Raw genomic sequence first — 20,178 nt, forward strand, 5'->3', positions numbered from 1 at the left:
ACGCGGAAGTTGCCTGCGGAACTGGGAAGGGTTGGAAAGGGATGCCGATGAAAATTCTGGTCACCGTCAAGCGGGTCGTCGACTACAACGTGAAGATCCGGGTGAAGCCGGATGGATCTGGCGTCGAGCTATCGAACGTGAAGATGTCGATGAACCCGTTCGACGAGATCTCGGTTGAAGAGGCGCTGCGTCTGAAGGAGCAAGGCCAGGCCGAGGAAGTGGTGGTCGTTTCGATCGGCCCGGCCAAGGCCGAGGAGACGTTGCGCACAGCGCTTGCCATGGGCGCGGACCGCGCCATCCTCGTGGAAACCGACGATGCGGTCGAACCGCTCGCCGTTGCCAAGATCCTGAAGGGCGTGACCGAAGCCGAACAGCCCGGCCTGATCATCGTCGGCAAGCAGGCGATCGACGATGACTCGAATCAGACCGGCCAGATGCTGGCAGCATTGCTCGGCACAGCGCAGGCAACCTTCGCCTCGAAGATCGAGATCGGTGATGGCAACGCCAAGGTCACCCGCGAAGTCGACGGCGGTCTGCAGACCATCGAGGTCAAGCTGCCAGCCGTTGTCACATCAGACCTGCGCCTGAACGAGCCGCGCTATGCCTCGCTGCCGAACATCATGAAGGCGAAGAAGAAGCCGCTCGACAAGAAGACCCCTGCTGACTTCGGCGTCGATACGGCCGCTCGCCTCAAGGTGCTGAAGACCGAGGAGCCAAGTGGCCGCAAGACCGGCATCAAGGTCAAGACGGTCGCCGAACTGGTCGACAAGCTGAAAAACGAAGCCGGCGTCCTCTAAGAGATCGCGAAAGGAAATACGACCATGACCATTCTTCTTCTCGCGGATCACGACAACGCAATCCTGTCCGACCAGACCGCCAAGGCATTGACGGCCGCTTCCAAGATTGGCGGCGACGTGCATGTGCTGGTCGCAGGCTCGGGTGCCAGGCCTGCCGCAGATGCAGCCGCAAAGCTCGCCGGCGTGTCCAAGGTTCTGCTTGCCGAAGGCGACGACCTTGCCAACAACCTCGCCGAGCCGCTGGCAGCCCTGATCGTTTCGCTGGCCGGTTCCTACGACACCATCCTCTCGGCCGCCACCTCTGTCGGCAAGAACGTTCTGCCGCGCGTCGCAGCGCTGCTCGACATCGCCCAGATCTCGGAGATCACCGAGGTCGTTTCGGCCGACACGTTCAAGCGGCCGATCTATGCCGGCAATGCCATCCAGACGGTGCAATCGACCGACGCTAAGAGGGTCATCACCGTGCGCACCGCCTCGTTTTCCCCGGCCTCCCGAGGCCCGCTTGCTGCCGTTGAGTCTGTCTCAACGGCAGCTTTTTCTTCCGAGCTCTCCACGTTCGTCTCCGACGCCCTTTCGGCATCAGACCGCCCGGAGTTGACCTCTGCCAAGATCATCATTTCCGGCGGTCGGGCGCTCGGCTCGGCGGAGAAGTTCCAACAAGTCATCCTGCCGGTCGCCGACAAGCTGGGTGCCGCTGTCGGTGCAAGCCGCGCCGCCGTCGATGCCGGCTACGCCCCGAACGACTGGCAGGTCGGCCAGACCGGCAAGGTGGTCGCGCCCGATCTCTACATCGCTTGCGGCATCTCGGGCGCCATCCAGCACCTCGCCGGCATGAAGGACTCGAAGGTCATCGTCGCCATCAACAAGGACGAGGAAGCCCCGATCTTCCAGGTCGCAGACTACGGCCTCGTCGGAGATCTCTTCACCATCCTGCCCGAGCTCGAAAAGGCGCTCTGAGCAAATCATGAGCGAGCCACAGGAACCGCCCGAGCGCGAGAGCATGGAATTCGACGTTGTGATCGTCGGGGCGGGTCCGGCCGGTCTGTCGGCGGCCATTCGTCTGAAACAGGTCAATCCGGAGCTTTCCGTCGTCGTCCTGGAAAAGGGCGCCGAGGTCGGCGCGCATATCCTGTCGGGCGCCGTCGTCGATCCGATCGGCATCGACCGCTTGCTGCCGGGCTGGCGCAAGGAGGAGGGGCATCCCTTCAAGACGGTGGTCAAGGATGACCGGTTCCTGCTGCTCGGCCCCGCCGGCTCCATCCGCCTGCCGAACTTTTTGATGCCGCCACTGATGAACAATCACGGCAACTACATCGTCTCGCTCGGCAATGTCTGTCGCTGGCTGGCCGGCAAGGCGGAAGAACTCGGCGTCGAGATCTATCCGGGCTTTGCCGCCACCGAAGTGCTTTACGACGACAAGGGTGCGGTGATCGGGGTTGCCACCGGCGACATGGGCATCGAGAAGAACGGCGAGCCCGGCCCGAACTATACCCGCGGCATGGAGCTCATCGGCAAGTACACGCTGATCGGCGAGGGCGTGCGCGGCTCGCTCGCCAAGCAGCTGATTTCGAAATTCGATCTCTCGAAGGATCGCGAACCGCAAAAGTTCGGCGTCGGCATCAAGGAACTCTGGGAGGTCAAGCCCGAGAACCACCGCCGCGGCCTCGTGCAGCATTCCTTCGGCTGGCCACTCGGCATGGCGACCGGCGGAGGCTCTTTCCTCTATCACCTGGAAGACAATCTCGTCGCCGTCGGCTTCGTCATCCACCTGAACTACAAAAACCCTTATCTCTATCCTTTCGAGGAGTTCCAGCGGTTCAAGACGCATCCGGCGATCCGCGGCACTTTCGAGGGCGGCAAGCGCCTCTCCTATGGCGCGCGCGCCATCACCGAGGGCGGCTACCAGTCGGTGCCAAAACTCTCCTTTCCGGGTGGCGCGCTGATCGGCTGTTCGGCCGGCTTCGTCAACGTGCCGCGCATCAAGGGTAGCCACAACGCCGTGCTCTCGGGCATGATGGCGGCAGACCGTGTCGCCGAGGCGATTGCTGCCGGCCGCGCCAATGACGAGGTCGTCGAGATCGAGACCGACTGGCGCAAGAGCGATATCGGCAAGGACCTGAAGCGCGTGCGCAACGTCAAGCCGCTCTGGTCGAAGCTCGGCACGGGCCTCGGCGTGGCGCTCGGCGGCTTCGACATGTGGACCAACACGCTGTTCGGCTTCTCCTTCTTCGGCACGCTCAAGCACGGCAAGACCGACGCGCAGTCGCTGGAACCGGCAGCCCAGCACAGGAAGATCGACTATCCGAAGCCGGATGGTGTGCTCACTTTCGACCGCCTGTCCTCGGTGTTCCTGTCGAACACCAACCACGAGGAAAACGAGCCGGTGCATCTCAAGGTCAAGGACATGGCCCTGCAGAAATCGTCCGAGCACGACATCTACGCCGGACCGTCCACCCGCTACTGTCCGGCCGGCGTCTACGAATGGATGGAAAAGGACGGGCAGGACGTCTTCGTCATCAACGCCCAGAACTGCGTCCACTGCAAGACCTGCGACATCAAGGACCCCAACCAGAACATCAACTGGATGCCGCCGCAGGGCGGCGAGGGGCCGGTCTATCCGAATATGTGAGTGTCGTTGGAACCTTAGTTCGAGACCGAAGGCCCTTCCTTGTGGTGTCCGTCAGCGGTTGTCCGGTAGTCGGCGCTACATCTGGCGAATGCCCGAGCGCCCATCCTGAAGCCGAGTGTTTTGCGTTTGGCTGGGCCAACCATCGCCGTTGGACCCGATGGCTCAGTTCCGCGCTTTCGTCACCTCGGCTAAGTGATTTCAAAACCCATTGCGCGAGACAACCGCCGCCGGGTGCGCTTGTAAAGGCGGGGCTTTGACGTCACAGGGATCCGGCCTCACTGGTGCACTAGACAAACACCCACCCGACGATAGTTGCAGCAGTTGTCCGGGCCTTTGGGGTCTCCAAGCGATTCGGTTGCGCGCCACTCGAAGCGACCTGCTGGACCGCTCAAACCAGCACTCCGTGCAAGAGATCTGTCTGGTGTGGAGTTTCCTTTGCTTCGGTGGTTTTCGGCAACCTAGAGGGTCGTCTCCGGCCTGAAGCCCGCCGACGCCGGAAAGCGGTCTGCGTCTAGCTAGGGGTTGAAGCTGCCCGCCGGAGGCATGTATCCATTTTCAGTTGGGATATCCAGCCGCCGCACGGATATCCAACCGCCGCACGGAATGTCTTTCCTGCTCGATGCGCAACGGATTCTATTAATATTTCTAGTCTCTTAGTGGTCATGCGCACGCACCGCATCGAGCATGATTTCGCTCTGAAAAGCGTGCTGCCCGAGGGTGTCGGCCGCACCGTCAAACCGTCTCCGCCGCTTGAATGATTCGGGCGTCAGTCAACAAACAAAGCTGGAAGTGTCACGGCTCTTCGTTGAGATCCGAGAGGCACGTTGCTGTCGCGCAAAGAGGAAAAACAATGAAACGGCCAAGTGTGAAACTGTCGCTCATCGGCTCCGCCGCCGTAATGGTCCTGGTAACCGCGATACTCTCTTGGGTATCGATCAGTTCGCTGTCGAGGATCGACGCCGCCAGCAATGAAATTGTCGACAACTGGATGCCTAGTGTTGAGACCTCCAAGGACATGGATACGGCCCTCTCCGATTTAAGGGTAGCCTTCAACCGCAATGCGCTGACAAGCACGGCTGAGGAAGAGCAGGCTGCCGAAAACCTAGTCGAAGAGGAAAAGATACGCTTTTCCAAGGCGGTTGACGACTACGCTAAGTTTGTCACCGAGGACGGCGAGAAGGCGGAATTGCCGAAGATCAGGCATGATCTGGATCAGCTCATTGAAGCAGGAACCAGATTGACTTCGGCTATGGCAGGAGGTCACCGAGACGAGGCCAAGAGGATCATCGCTAGCGAAATGCGGCCTCACTTCTCAGAAATCAACAAGTCAATCGACACGATTGTAGGCATCAACAAGGAGGGCGCTGCCCGCTCAGGCGCGAAAATTCAGCAGCTTCTGACTAGTACCCTCAATCTCGTCTATGTCCTTTGCGGCGTCTCCATTCTCCTCGGAATTGGTGGGGTAACTTTCGCAGTTACCGGGATTGCGAACCCTGTCACCCGGATCACAACAGCGATGCGCAAACTTGCATCCGGCGACGCTGAGTCGCCAATTCCTTTCGCCGGACGGCAGGATGAGATCGGGGCGATGGCCGAGGCCGTCGAGGTCTTCCGCCAGAACGCCATCGCCAATTCGCATCTGGAGCACGAGGCGACGCAGTCCCGCAGTGTCCAGGAAGCGGAGCGGGCAGACGTCCAGCGACGCACCGAGCGCGAAGCCGAAGAGTTGCGCTTTGCCTCCGACAATCTCGCCGCCGGCCTGAAGCGGCTCGCGGCCGGCGACCTCGCCTTCCACCTAAACGACGCTTTCGCACCAGACTTCGAGCCGCTGCGCCAGGACTTCAACCAGTCGATCCGTCAGCTTGGTACCGCACTATCCTCCATCGCCGAAAGCATCGGTACGATGGACAACGGCACCCGTGAGATCGCATCCGGCGCACAGGATCTCGCCAAACGAACCGAACAGCAGGCCGCCGCCCTCGAGGAGACTGCCGCAGCTCTCGATCAGATCGTCGCCAATGTCGGCTCGTCGACAAAGCTGACGGAAGAGGCCCGCACGGTGGCGACCCAGGCAAACTACAGCGCCACCAAGTCTGCTGAAGTCGTGTCGCATGCAGAAGAGGCGATGCGACGCATCGAGCAGAGCTCGCAGCAGATCTCCAACATCATCGGTGTCATTGACGAAATCGCCTTCCAGACCAACCTGCTGGCGCTGAACGCGGGTGTCGAGGCAGCGCGGGCAGGTGATGCCGGCAAGGGCTTTGCGGTGGTGGCGCAGGAGGTGCGTGAGCTCGCCCAGCGTTCGGCCCAGGCGGCCAAGGAGATCAAGGGGCTAATCCAGAATTCGACCACCGAAGTCGAAAGCGGCGTCAAGCTGGTGCGTGATACCGGCGAGGCCTTGAACGTCATCGGCGGTTTCATCGGCCAGATCAATAGCCACATGAACTCGATCGCCGTCTCCGCCAAGGAGCAGTCCACCGGGCTGGCCGAGATCAACACCGCGGTCAACTCGATGGACCAGAGCACACAGCAGAATGCGGCGATGGTGGAAGAGGCGACCGCAGCAGCTTCGAGCCTCGCGCAGGAGGCCACCAAGCTTCGCGATCTCGTCGCCCGCTTCAAACTCGACGGTACCAGAGGACCGCGGGCTGCCGGCGAAACAGCGAAGCCGGTCGCTTCACCCGCCCGTGCCCTTGGTCAAAAACTTGCCGGTGCGTTCGGCGGTGGCCGGACCGCGACTGCCGCGGCCCCCTCCACATGGGAGGAATTCTGATGAACGATAGGGATCACGGTGGCAACCTTCCTACGAATGCGACGCTGGAAATCATTGCCTTCCACTTGGGTGAGCAGCAGTTCTGCATCAAAACCACCTCGATCCGGGAAATCCGGGGATGGGCAGCGGCCACACCGCTGCCCCATGCACCGCGCCATGTCCTCGGGGTGATGAACCTGCGTGGTTCGGTCATTCCGGTGATCGAACTGGCGGCAAAGCTCGGGGTACCAAGCTCCATCGACACCAGCCGTAGCGCCATTGTCGTTGTTGAGGTGGGGCAAGGTGTTCTCGGCCTGGTGGTCGATCGGGTCTCTGATATCCTGTCTATCGGAACCGACCGCATCCAGCCTGTGCCCGATTTCGGGGCCGCCTTCGACCCCGCTTTCTCCTACGGCATCATCCCTCTCGATCATGGCATGGTCTGTTTCCTCGACCTCGATCACATGTTCGTCAACCTTGATGATGCGGCGAATGCCGCCTAACGGCCCGTATCGCTCAGCACGCCGTCTTTCCGGGCTACGGGTGACATCAATGAATGAATTAACCCGATGCAAGAGGTCAACCAGCCATTGGCACGCGCATGGATATGAAATTCTTGATATTGACACAGTATTGGTTGCGTCTGACAGTTCCACTTGTTTTGGGCACAGCCAGTCGGCTGCAACTGCCCGAAAACGACAGTAGTCAGAATACGGACGGGTTTTCACCACGGCCAAGAACGAGGGGCAAAATTTCCTCCTCAAGTTAGCGGCTTTAGATTACTATTTCTCTCGATTTAAACGGCAACAAGTCATTCTGCGGCCGAGAACTTTGGAGCGACTCCTTGAGGAGTTAGAATGTCCAGGAGAGACGATGGTTGTCGCAAAGTCACAAATCCACAATGAGGTACTGGCTGCCAATGAGCTGTACGCAGGCAGCTTTGGGGAGAAGCAAAAGCTAAAACTGCCACCAGCGCGAGGCTTTGCCATTCTGACATGCATGGACGCCCGACTGGATCCGGCTAAGTATGCCGGACTGTCCGAGGGCGACGCTCATGTTATTCGGAATGCGGGTGGGAGGGCAAGCGACGACGCTATTCGTTCGCTTGTGATTTCCCACAAGTTGCTTGGCACACGCGAATGGTTTGTTATTCATCACACCAACTGTGGTATGGAACTTTTTACCGACGAAATAATGGGCGATCTACTCGCCGATAGTCTCCATACTGCAAATTTCGACGGCGAAACATGGACAAATCCTATACACGGTCAGGGATGTTCGCACGGTAGATTCCTGAAATGGCACACGATAACGAGTGTTGAGGGAAGCGTCGTATACGACGTGCAACGCATTCGCGAACATCCCTTGGTGCCGGGCCATATCCCGATCTATGGCTATATTTTCGACGTGCGCACGGGCAAACTCAATTCGGTGGAAGCTGCCAATGATGCGGGAATGCCCATCTGATACCACCGTGGCTCCGTCGGCCCGAAGTTGATGAGGTGAACAGCCCTTTTCAAACGGCATCAAGTGGCCAACGTGGTCGTGTTGAGACGCTGACCTGCCGCTCAACGGACAGGCGCTCGACCATTTCATCGAGCGTCGCGTCCTTTACGGTCGTAGATCATATCGACAACAAACACCTCGGGCGCGTCCAGGATCGAGGATCGTCTCCAACCCTCCGGCGGGGATCCCGGCGCGCCGTTTTTCACTCTGGCAATCCAGCGGATTGCCGTCGAAATTCCGACCCCGAACCGGGCGGCAGCCTAGTGTGCAGACATGCCCGCCGCAGCCGCTTTCAATACGCGCAATCGAAGATCATCGCAATGCTCGGGCCCATCAACCGTGCCAGCATTTCCGCATTGCGCCCATCTGTCCTAACCGATCTCCAGCGCGACAACGGACCTGCTTCGTAGCAAAACACCGGTCGCGCACCTGTAGCCGAAAGCCGTTTTGTTGGTCGTAAAACTGCATCAGCGTTGTTTTCGATAGTGCCGTAAAACCGCACGTCACCATTCCGGCCATCATCCGCTGTCGCAACGGCAATCGTCTCAGCGTGAACATCAAGGCCGACATAAACCATTCTTTCAATAAGCTTCTGCCTTTCCAAACCAATCCGTTTGACAAGGAAAACCTAACGGCTTTGCCGCCGTAAACGCTCATCTGGTCTAATTTATCAATACAGGCCCCCGATCGCCTGAGCAGCGTCGGAAAAACTGAACTAAAGCAACGGTTAATCTTTCTTTTCCGCAAAAGCGCACTGAGCTTTATCCTTCATTGAAATGTCCACCCTTTCGGGTGCGCGAAGCGGGAAGGTCATAAACCAGCTTGGCTCGCACGAGCCGAGTTACGGGGCCAAGCAGGAACAAGCACGCCTTTGAAGGAAGCAGAACAGATCCCGATCACGTCGGGCTTATTGAAAACAGCTGGCATCATGTCGGCGCGCTCGTTCCAATCAAAGTCCGAAGGGGAGCTAAATGAACGCGAAAATACCTGGAACAACTTCCACCGATGCTGCAATCAGTTCGGCAGAAGCACTGAAAATCGAGACAAGAAGTATTGACTATATTCCGGACTCCGAAAGGCGGGGTTCGGCAAAAGATCTTTTCTCACTTTGGTTTGGCGCGAACGCGATGGCGATCACGCTGGTCACAGGTGGCATTGCATCGACAACCGGGCTCGGTTTGTTTTGGAGCACCATGGCCATCTTGATTGGTACGCTCATCGGGGTCGTCTTCATGGCGTACCACTCTGCTCAAGGCCCGAGCCTTGGTCTCCCCCAAATGATCCAGAGCCGGGCGCAGTTCGGCTTTTACGGTGCAAACTTCCCACTATTGATCGTCGTTGCGATGTACCTTGGATTTTATGCGGGAGGATGCGTTATCGGCGCCCAAGCGCTACAAATTCTGCTGGGGCTTTCGAAGGCGGCAAGCGTAGCAATCGTCACAATCATGGCAATCTTGCTGGCGATTTTCGGCTACAAGATGATGCACGTCGTAGCACGGATATTGGTACCGATCTACATCCTCGTGTTCGGCGTCCTGACATACGCGCTCGTTAAGGGCTGGTCGTCTTTTCCGTCCAGCACAGCTGTAGCAACTGATACCTTCCAAATGACTGCGTTTATGATGGTACTGTCGATCGTCGCGGCGTATTACATTTCCTATGGACCTTATGTTGCTGACTATTCGCGTTATCTTCCGCGCTCTACCAAAACCAGCCACGCTTTTTGGTACACCTACGCTGGGGCAGGTGCCAGCGCGCTCTGGATCATGACATTGGGTGCCGGCGTTCAGGCTGCTTTTGCGAATGTTAGTACGATCGAGGCAACGGCGAACGTCGCCAACACTCTCGGAGCACCCTTTCAGATCATTACCCTGATCGTGCTGGTCGTGGGTGTCATCAATATCAATTCCCTCAACATCTACGGCTCACTCATGTCGACGCTGACGATCACTACGACGGTGTTTCGTACCTCGTCTCCCTCCCAGACTACACGAAATACCCTGATCATCGTTCTGGGAAACATCGGTGGCGGTCTTGCCGCTATCGCCTCAACCGACTTTGTCTTGGCTTATGAGAACTTCATCTTCTTCCTCATCACGTTCCTCATTCCTTGGTCTGCGGTGAACTTGGTCGACTACTATTGCATTCGTAACGGCAAGTACGACGCCGAGAGCCTGTTCAAGCCGAACAGTCGTTACGGCAGAGTGAACAAGATCGGGATGATTTCCTACCTGATCGGTTGCGTATGCCAGATCCCGTTCATCAATCAGATGTTTTACACGGGATCGATCGCCGGGAAGCTTGGGTATGACGTAGCCTGGATCGTTGGTCTGATCGTCCCTAGTGTAGTCTATTACGTCTTGGCGAAGAAATACGTTCGCGACTAAGCTGATAGTGAACGGATTACGTTGAGAGGCGGGTTTTGCCCGCCTTTCGAGTTTGTGACGGGTTTACTCCCCAAGAATGTCGTCACAGTTGATGCGAACGATCTCACTCACCCATGATCTCGACAAACTCGTTCTGCGGCACAGGCTTGCCGAACAGATAGCCCTGAGCGACTCTGCAACCGAGTTCAATCAGGGCGTCGGCCTGTTCCCTGGTTTCTACGCCTTCGGACACTGTCGTCATGCCCAGCGCGCTGGCAATCGAAATGAAGGCACTCACCAACTCCCTGTCTCTCGGATGTTGACTCATGCGGACAATGAAAGATCGATCGATCTTCAGGACGTCGATCGGAAAGCGGTTGAGGCAGGAAAGGGCGGAATGGCCGGTGCCAAAATCATCGATAGCAATGGAGATACCGATCGCGTGCAGCTTCTCAAGCGACGCTTGCACATGCAGCGAATCTTCCAACAGAAGGCTCTCTGTTATTTCACACTCAACCCAGTCGGCAAGGCAGCCAGTATCGCTCAGGATTGCTTGGATTTGGCAAGCGAGATCATTTGCAGCGAATTGTCGGGCCGAGAGGTTGACGGCAACCTTTAGCGGATGCTTTCGGCCGCGGTTCCAATCAGCTATTGTGCGTGCCGCATTGCGGATTACCCAGTCGCCGATTTCGATGATAGTGCCGTTCTCTTCGGCAATGGGGATGAAGGTGCTCGGCATCACCAGTCCAAATTCCGGGTGCCGCCAGCGCAAGAGAGCTTCGGCTCCGACAACACGTCCTGTTTCAAGCTCTATCTTGGGCTGATAGTGCAATTCCAACTCATTTCTGGTGCACGCAGTCCTAAGAGCATTGCCCAGCCTAAGACGCAACTCGATCTTCTTTGTAAACCCCGGATCATAGAATTGGTAGTTATTCCGACCCCGCGCCTTGGCCTCGTACAGCGCGGCGTCTGCCCGGGCGAAGAGATCGTCACCTGTCGTTCCGTCGTCGGGATGGGAAGCAATGCCGAAGCTTGCTGAGACAAATAGGTCCCTCTCCCCAATATGAAATGGTTGTCGCACGCAGCCAAGCAACCGGTCTGCGACTTTTGCAAGCTCGTCCCGAGCGCGCACGTTTTCGAGAAGAATGGCGAACTCGTCGCCGCCAAGGCGGGCAAGCATGTCACCGTCATGAAGCACCGAGGAAAGCTGCGTGGTCACCTTCCGGAGCAGTTCATCGCCCGCAGCATGACCGAGCGTATCGTTGACGTCCTTGAAGTTATCTAGATCGACAATAATGAGCGCGAAGCCCTGTGTGGCGGAGGAAGCCTCCGCGAGAACACTCCCAAATCTCTCGTTGAAGCGCGCGCGGTTGGGCAGGCCCGTTAGAGGGTCGCAGAAGGCGAGTTCCTGAACTTTTTCGCGCTGCCGTACTATCTCGCTAGTGTCGCGTATCAGTACCAGCACGGTCGATACCTCGCCGTAGCCGTCGATTTCTGGTGTGAAATGCGCGTGAAGCCAGCGCTGTTCTCCTTCCAACGAGAGATAGCGGGCCTCCAGTTCCGCTTCCCGCCCGGATGTAAAGATATTCTTTAAAGTGGCGAGGTAGGTAGGCGGATCGTAGATGATTGTTTCTTCGACGAACGGTTGGCCAATCACGCTTGCTGGATCGACCCCCCCCATGAAACGTCGCATCGCGGGGTTGGCGTGAAGACGTCGGAGCTCCCGATCATAGCGGATGATGCCGTCTGGAGAATGCTCCACCAGAGTACTCAGCTCATACGATTGGCGCTTGAGCATTTCCTCCATGATTTTGCGATGATGGATATCCAGAAATGTCCCGACGACCCGCTTCGGAGATCCGTCTTCACTCCGTTCGACGACTTTGCCCAGATCTTCGACCCATCGGTAGGTGCCATCCTTCCGACGTATCCGAATTTCTGCCCGATGTATGGACTGTCCACCTTCCAGATGTCGCGTCCGCATCTCTGTATAAGTTGGCAGGTCCTCGGGGTGGATGAGGGCGAACCAGGCCTCTTTCGAGATGATCTCATTCGGCTCGACCTCGAGAATCTCGCAGGTACGCTGCGAATAAAACCCGTTGTTGGTTTTGGCGTCCCATTCCCATATGCCAATTCCTGCGCTTTCCAATGCAAGTTCCGAACGCAGTCGTGAGGTGTGAAGCTCCGCCTGCGTCTTTCGCAGTTCGGTTGGGTCCTGAATGAACGCGAGAAACCGCAGCGTTTCATCCGGTTGTTCGATATCTCCGGAAATCGCCCTCATCGCAACGCGGGCGTCAATGATGTGGCCATCACGATGTATGTACTTCTTGGTCAGCATGACCCGGCCATCGCCCTTTTTCAGCAAGGCCTCCATGGCGGGCAGATCAATGTTAATGTCGCCGGCGGGGGTGACGTCGTGCGAACGAAGGTCGGAAAGTTCTGCCACTGTGTAGCCTAGTAGATTGGCGAAGGCATCATTCACCCGAAGACAGCAGCCATGAATGTCTATGATCGCGGCACCTATGGGGCCGAATTCGAAAACTTCTCGGAAAATGCGTTCAGAGGCGCTCAACGCTTGTTGGGTCGCCTTCAGCCCCGTGATGTCATTGGCCTCGGGCAAAAGTAGCGTGACTTTACCGCAGGAATCACGGATCGGGGCGACGGAAAGATCGCTCGCTATGATCTCACCGTTGCCGGCTCGTTGGCTGATCTCGAACTGAACGGTCTCGCCGGCCGCTGCACGTTGCACAGCATCCTTAACCAGCGCTCGATCGCCATCGTTTAGCCACCGGTCGCCCTCCCAGAAATAGACGGCACTCGTCTCATCTTCGACGAGTCCGGTGAAGGCGTAACCGGCGGGATTGGTGAAGATGTTTCTCCCTTCGGGAGTAATCAACGCCACTAGCCGACGGGTGTTTTCGAAAATGCCTCGGAAAAGCGCTTCGTTTTCCGTCGATTTGAGTTCTGTCAGTTTCCAGCGATGGATGTCTCGAAAGACAAAGGCCACCCGGGTTGACCGACCTTGTGCATCCCGCTCGATTACCTTGCCGCGTGTATTGCACCAACGATAGGAGCCGTCTGCGCGCAAGATACGGCAATCGACGTCGAGCATCGCGCTGTTTCCTTGAAGATAGGCGGTGAAGGCAGCCTCGTGGGGCTGCCGGTCTTCGGGATGAAGCAGGTCCGACCAATCGTTGTAGGAAAAACCCTTGCGCTGTGTTCGCATGTCCTCCGACCCCGGACCAAGCAACCCCAGGCAGTTTTCGACGTGGGTCACCTCTCCCTTTGTAGCGTCCCACTCCCAAATACCGATTTCGGTCGCCTCGATCGCGAATTCCTGGGAACTGTTGAATTCCGTGAGGCGTTTCGTGGCCGGTGGCGTAGTCGGGAGGAGGGGGATGCCAGCCCGTTCGGATTTTTCGAAGGCTATGCCAAATAGTCTTTGGGGAGGAAAACCCTGAGCTCCCAGAATACAGCAGAAGCGGAGGGTCTTGGTTGCCTTTCCGGCAGCTCGGATATCGACATCAAGCTCGAACTGACCGCCTGCATTTGGCGTCATGGAACGCAGTGCAACCGCCTGCATCCAAGACAAAAGCGCTGAGTGTGTCGAAGTTACCGCGGCGGCATGGCCATCATCAGAAGAAATACCGTGGAATCGGTCAATCTCCTGCGACCACCATATCGTCCCGCTCTGCAGGTCGAACGACCATGCGCCGGGTGCAGCCGATGGATCGCTTGGCGTAAAATGGGGGACGTGTTCATCTAGACCACTCCTTTGCACCGTGCCTGCCTTTGCGGTCATCTTCATACCTCCGTATAACTGTTGCGAGACGGCATCGATCGACGACTTTCATTCCGCGGGTAGCCTGCTCGCACAGTTGGTTCAAACGAAACAGCTTTGAAGAACGAGGTGCTAGCACATCTTCCTTGTCCTGGCTGCTGAAGGAACGATCCCTTCTAGAAACCATTGCTTGGCGAGAGGTCCAGCGCACACCATCCGCTGAAAGACTAACGCGGACGGAAAATTCCAGCCCATAGATTTTTGCCGGTCAAACCGACCGGCCGTCGAAGAAGCAGATCATCTCCACTCCAAGGCAATCCGGTCGCCAATAACGGCTGCCTTGCTTTCGACAAAACATGAATCTCACGAAGTAAGTTAACAATGCTCTACGTCATGGCGTAGTGCTCAGAGGAAGTGCAGAATTTGGATGCAACAAGCGGAAAATGGACACAATGCGGAGGTATTGACGGTCCCTTTACAAAAATAGAAATACAGGCGTAGCGGGTATACTAGGTTCGCAAACGGCGAATCCTGGAGGAAGTCGTGCAGCCGGCAAAAACCGTCGGCCATCGCAACCATCTGCTGGATCCGCTCCTCATCGGCAAATAAGTTGAGCGTCTCGCATGTGGCATAGAGAATGAGCACCAAATATTGCGATCATCTTCCGCTCTATCGCCAGTCCGAAATTTACACTCGCGAAGGCATCGATCTCAGCCAGTTCAACCATGGCCGACTGGATCAGCGTGATATTCGACGGGGGAAATGGCGAGGCTTAAAAACGCCATGGCCCGCAACGCGAACATGTTGCAGCAAGCGCGTGGCCATGGCGTCGATCGTCATCATGGCGATCGAGCAAGAGTGAGGCAGAATGAAACTATCCGTTCAAGCATGGTGGTTTCCCCATCCCCTCGGAATCGAGCGTAGCATACAAGATGGCAGCGTAAGACGGATAGTATCACGGCTTTCGGATGAGCGGTGGCGTGCGGTCGAGCATATCGCCGGGCCGAAGCGGATTCCGGCGGTTGTCGGTTTCGCCGGCGTACCGATCATCTCCAGCACGGAGTGAACACGGGCCCCTCGCCACCATCGCAAGGGAACAGATACGTTTCGCTATAGGTAGAGTCCGGCCGTTACTCTTGACGCGGCAAGGTCTTTGGCCGGTCCCTCCTGCGCGACTTTTCCCTTGACGAGAACATAGGCTCTGTCAGCGATCTTAAGGCCCATTTCAGCATTTTGCTCGATGAGCAGAATAGTTGTGCCACGCCGATGTATTTCCGCCGTAATCCCAAAATACTCGCTGATCAACTTCGGCGAAAGCCCCAGCGACGGCTCGTCCATCACGACGAATTTGGGATTTCCGACCAGGGCTCTAGCAAGCGCAACCATTGCTTGCTCACCACCCGACAGCGTACCCGCGGCCTGTTTCAGCCTTTCACGAATCCGAGGAAACAGTTCGCACATCCGATCCAACTGCTTGTCGAACTGATCTCCGTGATTGGACACCGCATCATATCCCAAACGGATGTTCTCTAGCACACTGAGACCCGGAAAGAGACGACGACCTTCGGGAACCACACCAACACCCAACCCTGCGAGGTTCTCCGTACCGATCTTTGCTATATCGTTGCCCATGACATGGACCGCGCCACGACGGGCGCGAACAATCCCGCAAATGGTCATGAAGGTTGTTGTCTTGCCCGCGCCATTTGGGCCAAGCAGACAAACGAGCTCTCCCGGTCGAACCGCCAGCTCGAGCCCGCGCAACATGGGAACAGACCCATAGGCAGTATCGACGTTCCTGATATCAAGCATGTGCAGCAGCCTTTCCCAGATAAGCTTCCTGAACGCGCGGATCACTCCGAACGGTATCGAATCCGCCTTCGGCAACGCGAGAGCCATAGTCGACACACAGCACATGGTCCGGAAAGGCTTCAACCACCCGCATATCATGCTCGATGACGACGACGGCCAGGCTAGAGTTGGCCGCTCGCACACGTCTGATGTCATTGATCAATGCATCCGTCTCGTTGTCGTCCATTCCAACAGAAGGCTCGTCCAGCAAGAGAAGCATGGGCTCGGACGCCAAGGCACGCGCGATTTCCAGACGTCGTCGATCTGCCTGTGCGAGCGCTCCGGCCGGACGGTAACGCTGTTCGAATAGATCGCCAGAACTGTTAAGCAGCAGCGCCTCCGCCTTTCTGACCGAAGCTGCCATCTCTCTCCGAGAGAACCCAGGATGGAAAAGGGCCCGGAGCACGCCGGTCTTCGTTCGTGAATGCATTCCGACTATGACGTTGTCGATCACGCTGAGATCCGAAAATAGCCGTGACGACTGGAAAGTCCTTGCTATACCGCGTCTGACAATCTCATGAGACGGTTTGCCTGTGATCTCTTTCCCGTTGAAGTGCACGTTTCCCGCCGTTGGACGATAAACGCCCGTGATCACGTTGAACAACGTCGATTTGCCTGCACCGTTCGGCCCGATCACAGCAAGCACTTCACCGGTTTGCAGTTTGAAACTGACGTCTTTTACGGCCGTCAATCCTCCGAAACGCATTGTAATATTCTCTACGTCGAGTACTATGGTCATTGATCGTTCCCATACTGTCTAATCCGCTGCGGGAACAAACCCTGCGGCCGGATCATCAAAAACCCGATGATTACAACCCCAAAAAAGAGAAGACGGTAATCTGAAAATGCACGGAGCTTTTCTGGCAGAATAGTAAGGAGAAACGCGCCGACGATTACACCGAAGATGTTGTCCATGCCGCCCACGATGACCATCGTCATGATCGTCACCGACACCAGGAAAGTGAAATTGTCAGGCGAAATGTAGGACACATAGAACGCGTAGATCGTGCCGGCGAAGGCTGCGAGAAAAGCATCGACTGCAAATGCAAGCACCTTGAACCACGCAACGTTGATACCCTGTGCCTTCGCAGCAATCTCATCCGCCCGAAGAGCGTTCCAGGCAAGACCGATCCGCGATTCATGCAGGCGTTTGGCGGTTGCGATGGCAACGACCACGAGTGCGGCCGAAAGATAGTAGAAATTCGCCTGGCTTGGCAGTTTCCAGCCAAGCACGTAGATCGGATCGGCGAACGAATGGCCGAACAGACTTGGAGCAGGAATGCCAACCAGCCCGTTTGCGCCGCCCGTCCAGGTGAAATTGTTCAAGAGCTGCTGGACAACAACCCCGAATGCGATAGTCACGAGGGCCAGATATGTCTCGCGCGTACGCATCGAGGGGATACCGATCAAGAACCCGAACAGAGTGGCGGCCAAAGCCGCGATTGGCAGTGTCAGCCAGAAACTCACACCGAAATTGATAGCCAACAGAGCCGAAACGTATGCGCCGATGCCATAGGACGCGCCGGTGGCGAAGTTCGGGATATTGGCGCTTCCGAGTTGGAAGTTCAACGCGAGAGCGAGCACCGCATACAAAAGAGCGACGATCAAGAGATGTAACACGTACGTGTCGGTTCCGACGAGGAACGGGAATCCTAGCACAATCGCAACTGCGGTGATGACGGTGGAAATGCGAGCGGTGGATACCGAGGAGATCATGTATTCAGCGATCTTGGGCCACTTCTCAAGGGCCAGGAACCCTAGTCCGAGCAATGCGAGAAGCGCAAGGACCTCCCAGCCGTCGTCGGCCTTGAGGATCGAGTAGAGATAGGCAGCGCCGCCGATCTGGGCGACCACGCTGACGAGCGCCGCGATGGCTTTGGTTGGAGTGTGCCGTTCGTTCTGCATGTCAGACCTTCTCCATGACTACGCGCCCCAGGATTCCACTTGGGCGCAGGACGAGAACCACGATCACCAGAAGGAATACAAGTACGAGCCGGTACGAGGCCCCATCCGCGATAAGGGTCTGGGCAAGTACTTCAATGCCGGCAATGATCAATCCGCCAAGGATAGCCCCTGGCATTGAGCCGAGGCCTCCGATCACTGCTGCAGAGAAGCCAATGAGACCGGCCATGACACCGAAGTCAAACCGAGTCACACCGGCATAGCTCGCAAAAAGCAGGCCGGCGACTGCCCCTATGGAGGAGGCGATAAAGAACGTCGCCCGAAAAACGTTCGTATCCCGGATACCCATCAGTCGTGCGACAACTCTATCCTGCGAAGCCGCACGGATTCGAAGACCGAGCCCTGTGTAACGCAGGAAGGCAAAGAGCGATCCAACGATGACGAATGTCAAAACAGCCACAAGCAATGAAAACCAGCTGACCGACACTCCGGCCGCTTCGAACGCGGTGCCGGAAACGAGTCGCGGGAAGGCTTGGGGATTGGAGCCCTGCGGATAGATGTGACGGATGAGCTCGCGGACAACGATTCCCAGAGCGACGGTAGCGACGAGTGCCATCATCGCAGGCGCCTCACGAAAGCGGCGAATAATGATTTTGTCGAGGAGGATGCCAATCAGTCCGACGATTAATATGGCGGCAATCACCGAAAAGATTAAAATCAGTCCCGGCGCGGATGCGCCAATGAAAATGACAATAGATTGGCTTACACCCAAAGCTATGAACGGCGCCGTCATGGAAACGTCTCCATGGGAAAAGTGGATAACGTTCAGAATTCCGAATATAAGACTGAAACCAATCGCCAGAAGCGCATATATGCTTCCAAGCGTTATCCAGTTGATCAATTGTTGTACGATTAGCTCTGTCATGGGTCTCCTCCATCCTCACGAAGAGAGATATCATCCGTTACCCCCAGCGGACATAAAGAATCTTCTAATTAACAGATCGCAATTTTCGAATTTCGGTGCTCTCTACCTCAAAATACTGTGCCCGCTGGTGCCAACGACGAGCATCCGGACCGCCACGGTGGCGGGAAAAACAGATGAGGTGGAACTGTGTTCAGGACAAAATTATTTGCAAAAGTCTCCTACGGACTTTATGCGACCGCTCTCGTGTTCGCGCTTGGATTCTCGCAGGCGCATGCCGAAAAGATAAAGCTCGGGTTCATTGGCCCTCTCTCGGGTGGGAACGCACAACAAGGCTTGGGCGCTCGCAACGGTTTCCTCCTCGCGATCGATGAGGCCATGGCTGCGGGATATCCATATGAGGTCGAGGGGGTGGTGCTCGACGACGCGTCTGATCCAGCAGTAGGCGTTTCCGCGGCGCAGAAGCTCATCAACGATCCCGAGGTTGTGGCTGCGATTGGTCACTGGAACAGTTCTGTCGCACTTGCCACCATACCGGTTTTCAATCGCGCCCAGCTCCCATTCATCGTCTGGGGCGCCGTCAGCCCGAAGATCACCGAGCAAAATCTGCCGAACGTGACCCGCGTGACGCCTACGCTGGTCAACGAAAACAAACCGTTGGCCCAGGCGATTGCCACTGGTGGTAAGGTTAAGAAGATCGCCGTGATATCCGACACGACGGACTACGGCGTTGCCAACACCAAGTGGTTCAGCCAGTTCTTCACTGAGGCCGGCGGCGAGATCCTCTCCAGCGACGCGGTTGCCATCGGAACGACCGACTTTCGCTCGATCCTGACGACCATTAAGGCGGCCAAACCAGACGCCATCTATTTCGGTGGTGTGGTCACCGAGGCCGCTTTGGTGCGGAGCCAGATGGCGGACTTGGGCATGGGCAACTTGCCGATGTATGGCATCTCCGGAATCTATGATCCCAAGTTCATCGAGATCGCGGGCGCCGCGGCCGAAGGAACGATCGTAGGAACACCTGCCGTTCAGTCGAACCCTGAACTCGAAGCGTTTAATAAGGCCTATCAAGCCAAGGGTTACTCCGATCCGGCAGGTTCTTATGCCAAGTACGCTTATGAGGCTACCCAGATCCTTCTTCAGGTCATCAAGGAGAAAGGCACCCAGGATAAGGAGGCACTTGCGCTGGCGATCCGTTCGATCGAGCACAAGGGCATCTTGGGATCTGTCTCCTTCGACGAGACAGGGCAGACCAAGATGGCTGTCGAGATCGATCTGTATGTCGTGCACGACGGCAAGTGGCAGAAGATGTGAACCCTGTGGCTGTGCAGGCCCAACTGTCGTGGTTTTCCGCAGACAGATAAGCAGACTGTGTTGCCGCGATCGCGGACGATCGCGGCAAAAAAACACATTGAAACAGGGATTGGTTGTAGCCAACACGTACAGCGTGATCCCAATCGGTCGGCTCGCACACGATTGCATTCGCTTCAGTTCCATAAATTCGGTTATGCGATATGTTATACAATAACAGTGTTATAGCTCCCGGCCTGCGCCACTGTCGTCGTTAACGACACGGCGCCGTCGCACGCAATGAGCGTTTCGCGGTTTCCACAGATTTTGTCCGTAAACCTTGCCATCTAACGGCAAATCGGACATTGTCCGAATTGAA

At 56.8% G+C, this 20,178-nt stretch carries 14 protein-coding genes and 2 pseudogenes; 9 read left to right on the top strand and 7 right to left on the bottom strand.

Annotation, left to right across the window (positions count from 1 at the left end; genetic code table 11):
- Window positions 1–47: 47 nt before the first annotated feature.
- The 6 genes from ACIQUH_RS11400 (at window position 48) to ACIQUH_RS11425 (ending at window position 7,645) form a co-directional block, all read left to right on the top strand.
- On the top strand, window positions 48–797 hold the full coding sequence (locus ACIQUH_RS11400) for an electron transfer flavoprotein subunit beta/FixA family protein (protein ID WP_400814924.1): 750 nt from the start codon (window positions 48–50) through the stop codon (window positions 795–797).
- A 24-nt stretch (window positions 798–821) separates the two neighbouring features.
- Window positions 822–1,754, top strand: coding sequence for an electron transfer flavoprotein subunit alpha/FixB family protein (locus ACIQUH_RS11405; RefSeq protein ID WP_400814926.1), 933 nt, complete (start codon window positions 822–824; stop codon window positions 1,752–1,754).
- 7 nt (window positions 1,755–1,761) lie between these two features.
- Window positions 1,762–3,426, top strand: a complete 1,665-nt coding sequence (locus ACIQUH_RS11410) for an electron transfer flavoprotein-ubiquinone oxidoreductase (protein WP_400814929.1) — start codon at window positions 1,762–1,764, stop codon at window positions 3,424–3,426.
- An 850-nt stretch (window positions 3,427–4,276) separates the two neighbouring features.
- On the top strand, window positions 4,277–6,199 hold the full coding sequence (locus ACIQUH_RS11415; RefSeq protein WP_400814932.1) for a methyl-accepting chemotaxis protein: 1,923 nt from the start codon (window positions 4,277–4,279) through the stop codon (window positions 6,197–6,199).
- Window positions 6,199–6,681 carry a chemotaxis protein CheW gene (locus ACIQUH_RS11420; RefSeq protein ID WP_400814934.1) on the top strand — a complete coding sequence of 161 codons (483 nt, stop codon included), beginning with the start codon at window positions 6,199–6,201 and terminating at the stop codon, window positions 6,679–6,681. Before ACIQUH_RS11415 ends, ACIQUH_RS11420 begins: the two co-directional genes overlap by 1 nt.
- Window positions 6,682–7,051: 370 nt before the next feature.
- Window positions 7,052–7,645 carry a beta-class carbonic anhydrase gene (locus ACIQUH_RS11425; protein WP_400814936.1) on the top strand — a complete coding sequence of 198 codons (594 nt, stop codon included), beginning with the start codon at window positions 7,052–7,054 and terminating at the stop codon, window positions 7,643–7,645.
- Window positions 7,646–7,727: 82 nt separating this feature from the next.
- Here the strand turns inward: ACIQUH_RS11425 and ACIQUH_RS11430 are convergent.
- Window positions 7,728–7,959, bottom strand: a pseudogene (locus ACIQUH_RS11430) (IS630 family transposase); the annotation flags it as partial.
- Window positions 7,960–7,976: 17 nt separating this feature from the next.
- Window positions 7,977–8,261, bottom strand: a complete 285-nt coding sequence (locus ACIQUH_RS11435) for a hypothetical protein (RefSeq protein WP_400814938.1) — start codon at window positions 8,259–8,261, stop codon at window positions 7,977–7,979.
- A gap of 394 nt (window positions 8,262–8,655) precedes the next feature.
- Between ACIQUH_RS11435 and ACIQUH_RS11440 the strand changes: the two genes are divergently transcribed.
- Entirely contained in the window at window positions 8,656–10,071 is a 1,416-nt protein-coding gene (locus ACIQUH_RS11440) for a purine-cytosine permease family protein (RefSeq protein ID WP_400814940.1), read from the top strand.
- Window positions 10,072–10,174: 103 nt separating this feature from the next.
- Here ACIQUH_RS11440 and ACIQUH_RS11445 read toward each other — a convergent pair whose 3' ends face one another.
- On the bottom strand, window positions 10,175–13,852 hold the full coding sequence (locus ACIQUH_RS11445; RefSeq protein WP_400814942.1) for an EAL domain-containing protein: 3,678 nt from the start codon (window positions 13,850–13,852) through the stop codon (window positions 10,175–10,177).
- A gap of 622 nt (window positions 13,853–14,474) precedes the next feature.
- Here ACIQUH_RS11445 and ACIQUH_RS11450 point away from each other — a divergent pair.
- Window positions 14,475–14,571: pseudogene (locus tag ACIQUH_RS11450) on the top strand (transposase); the annotation flags it as partial.
- A 370-nt stretch (window positions 14,572–14,941) separates the two neighbouring features.
- Here ACIQUH_RS11450 and ACIQUH_RS11455 read toward each other — a convergent pair.
- Genes ACIQUH_RS11455 through ACIQUH_RS11470 form a run of 4 tightly spaced genes read right to left on the bottom strand, consistent with a single transcriptional unit; the run spans window position 14,942 to window position 18,509 of the window.
- Window positions 14,942–15,643 carry an ABC transporter ATP-binding protein gene (locus tag ACIQUH_RS11455; protein WP_400814944.1) on the bottom strand — a complete coding sequence of 234 codons (702 nt, stop codon included), beginning with the start codon at window positions 15,641–15,643 and terminating at the stop codon, window positions 14,942–14,944.
- Window positions 15,636–16,421: an ABC transporter ATP-binding protein gene (locus ACIQUH_RS11460; protein ID WP_400814946.1), complete on the bottom strand. Its 786-nt coding sequence runs from the start codon at window positions 16,419–16,421 to the stop codon at window positions 15,636–15,638. Before ACIQUH_RS11460 ends, ACIQUH_RS11455 begins: the two co-directional genes overlap by 8 nt.
- Window positions 16,418–17,587 (bottom strand): branched-chain amino acid ABC transporter permease, encoded by a 1,170-nt coding sequence (locus ACIQUH_RS11465; protein ID WP_400814948.1) that lies wholly within the window; start codon window positions 17,585–17,587, stop codon window positions 16,418–16,420. Before ACIQUH_RS11465 ends, ACIQUH_RS11460 begins: the two co-directional genes overlap by 4 nt.
- A gap of 1 nt (window position 17,588) precedes the next feature.
- Entirely contained in the window at window positions 17,589–18,509 is a 921-nt protein-coding gene (locus ACIQUH_RS11470) for a branched-chain amino acid ABC transporter permease (RefSeq protein ID WP_400814951.1), read from the bottom strand.
- 186 nt (window positions 18,510–18,695) lie between these two features.
- On the opposite strand from ACIQUH_RS11470, the gene ACIQUH_RS11475 reads away from it, so the two are divergent.
- Window positions 18,696–19,823: a branched-chain amino acid ABC transporter substrate-binding protein gene (locus ACIQUH_RS11475; RefSeq protein ID WP_400814954.1), complete on the top strand. Its 1,128-nt coding sequence runs from the start codon at window positions 18,696–18,698 to the stop codon at window positions 19,821–19,823.
- The last annotated feature ends 355 nt before the right edge of the window (window positions 19,824–20,178 follow it).

Source organism: Agrobacterium sp. NPDC090283, assembly GCF_044769685.1.
In the GTDB taxonomy this organism is placed as follows: domain Bacteria; phylum Pseudomonadota; class Alphaproteobacteria; order Rhizobiales; family Rhizobiaceae; genus Agrobacterium.

Excerpts from the sequence above, each read along its gene's own strand:
- ACIQUH_RS11465 (WP_400814948.1), bottom strand. The coding sequence starts at position 17,587 with ATGCAGAACGAACGGCACACTCCAACCAAAGCCATCGCGGCGCTCGTC.
- ACIQUH_RS11400 (WP_400814924.1), top strand. The coding sequence starts at position 48 with ATGAAAATTCTGGTCACCGTCAAGCGGGTCGTCGACTACAACGTGAAG.
- ACIQUH_RS11420 (WP_400814934.1), top strand. The coding sequence starts at position 6,199 with ATGAACGATAGGGATCACGGTGGCAACCTTCCTACGAATGCGACGCTG.
- ACIQUH_RS11415 (WP_400814932.1), top strand. The coding sequence starts at position 4,277 with ATGAAACGGCCAAGTGTGAAACTGTCGCTCATCGGCTCCGCCGCCGTA.
- ACIQUH_RS11440 (WP_400814940.1), top strand. The coding sequence starts at position 8,656 with ATGAACGCGAAAATACCTGGAACAACTTCCACCGATGCTGCAATCAGT.
- ACIQUH_RS11405 (WP_400814926.1), top strand. The coding sequence starts at position 822 with ATGACCATTCTTCTTCTCGCGGATCACGACAACGCAATCCTGTCCGAC.
- ACIQUH_RS11435 (WP_400814938.1), bottom strand. The coding sequence starts at position 8,261 with ATGGTTTATGTCGGCCTTGATGTTCACGCTGAGACGATTGCCGTTGCG.
- ACIQUH_RS11410 (WP_400814929.1), top strand. The coding sequence starts at position 1,762 with ATGAGCGAGCCACAGGAACCGCCCGAGCGCGAGAGCATGGAATTCGAC.
- ACIQUH_RS11445 (WP_400814942.1), bottom strand. The coding sequence starts at position 13,852 with ATGACCGCAAAGGCAGGCACGGTGCAAAGGAGTGGTCTAGATGAACAC.
- ACIQUH_RS11425 (WP_400814936.1), top strand. The coding sequence starts at position 7,052 with ATGGTTGTCGCAAAGTCACAAATCCACAATGAGGTACTGGCTGCCAAT.
- ACIQUH_RS11455 (WP_400814944.1), bottom strand. The coding sequence starts at position 15,643 with ATGCTTGATATCAGGAACGTCGATACTGCCTATGGGTCTGTTCCCATG.
- ACIQUH_RS11460 (WP_400814946.1), bottom strand. The coding sequence starts at position 16,421 with ATGACCATAGTACTCGACGTAGAGAATATTACAATGCGTTTCGGAGGA.
- ACIQUH_RS11470 (WP_400814951.1), bottom strand. The coding sequence starts at position 18,509 with ATGACAGAGCTAATCGTACAACAATTGATCAACTGGATAACGCTTGGA.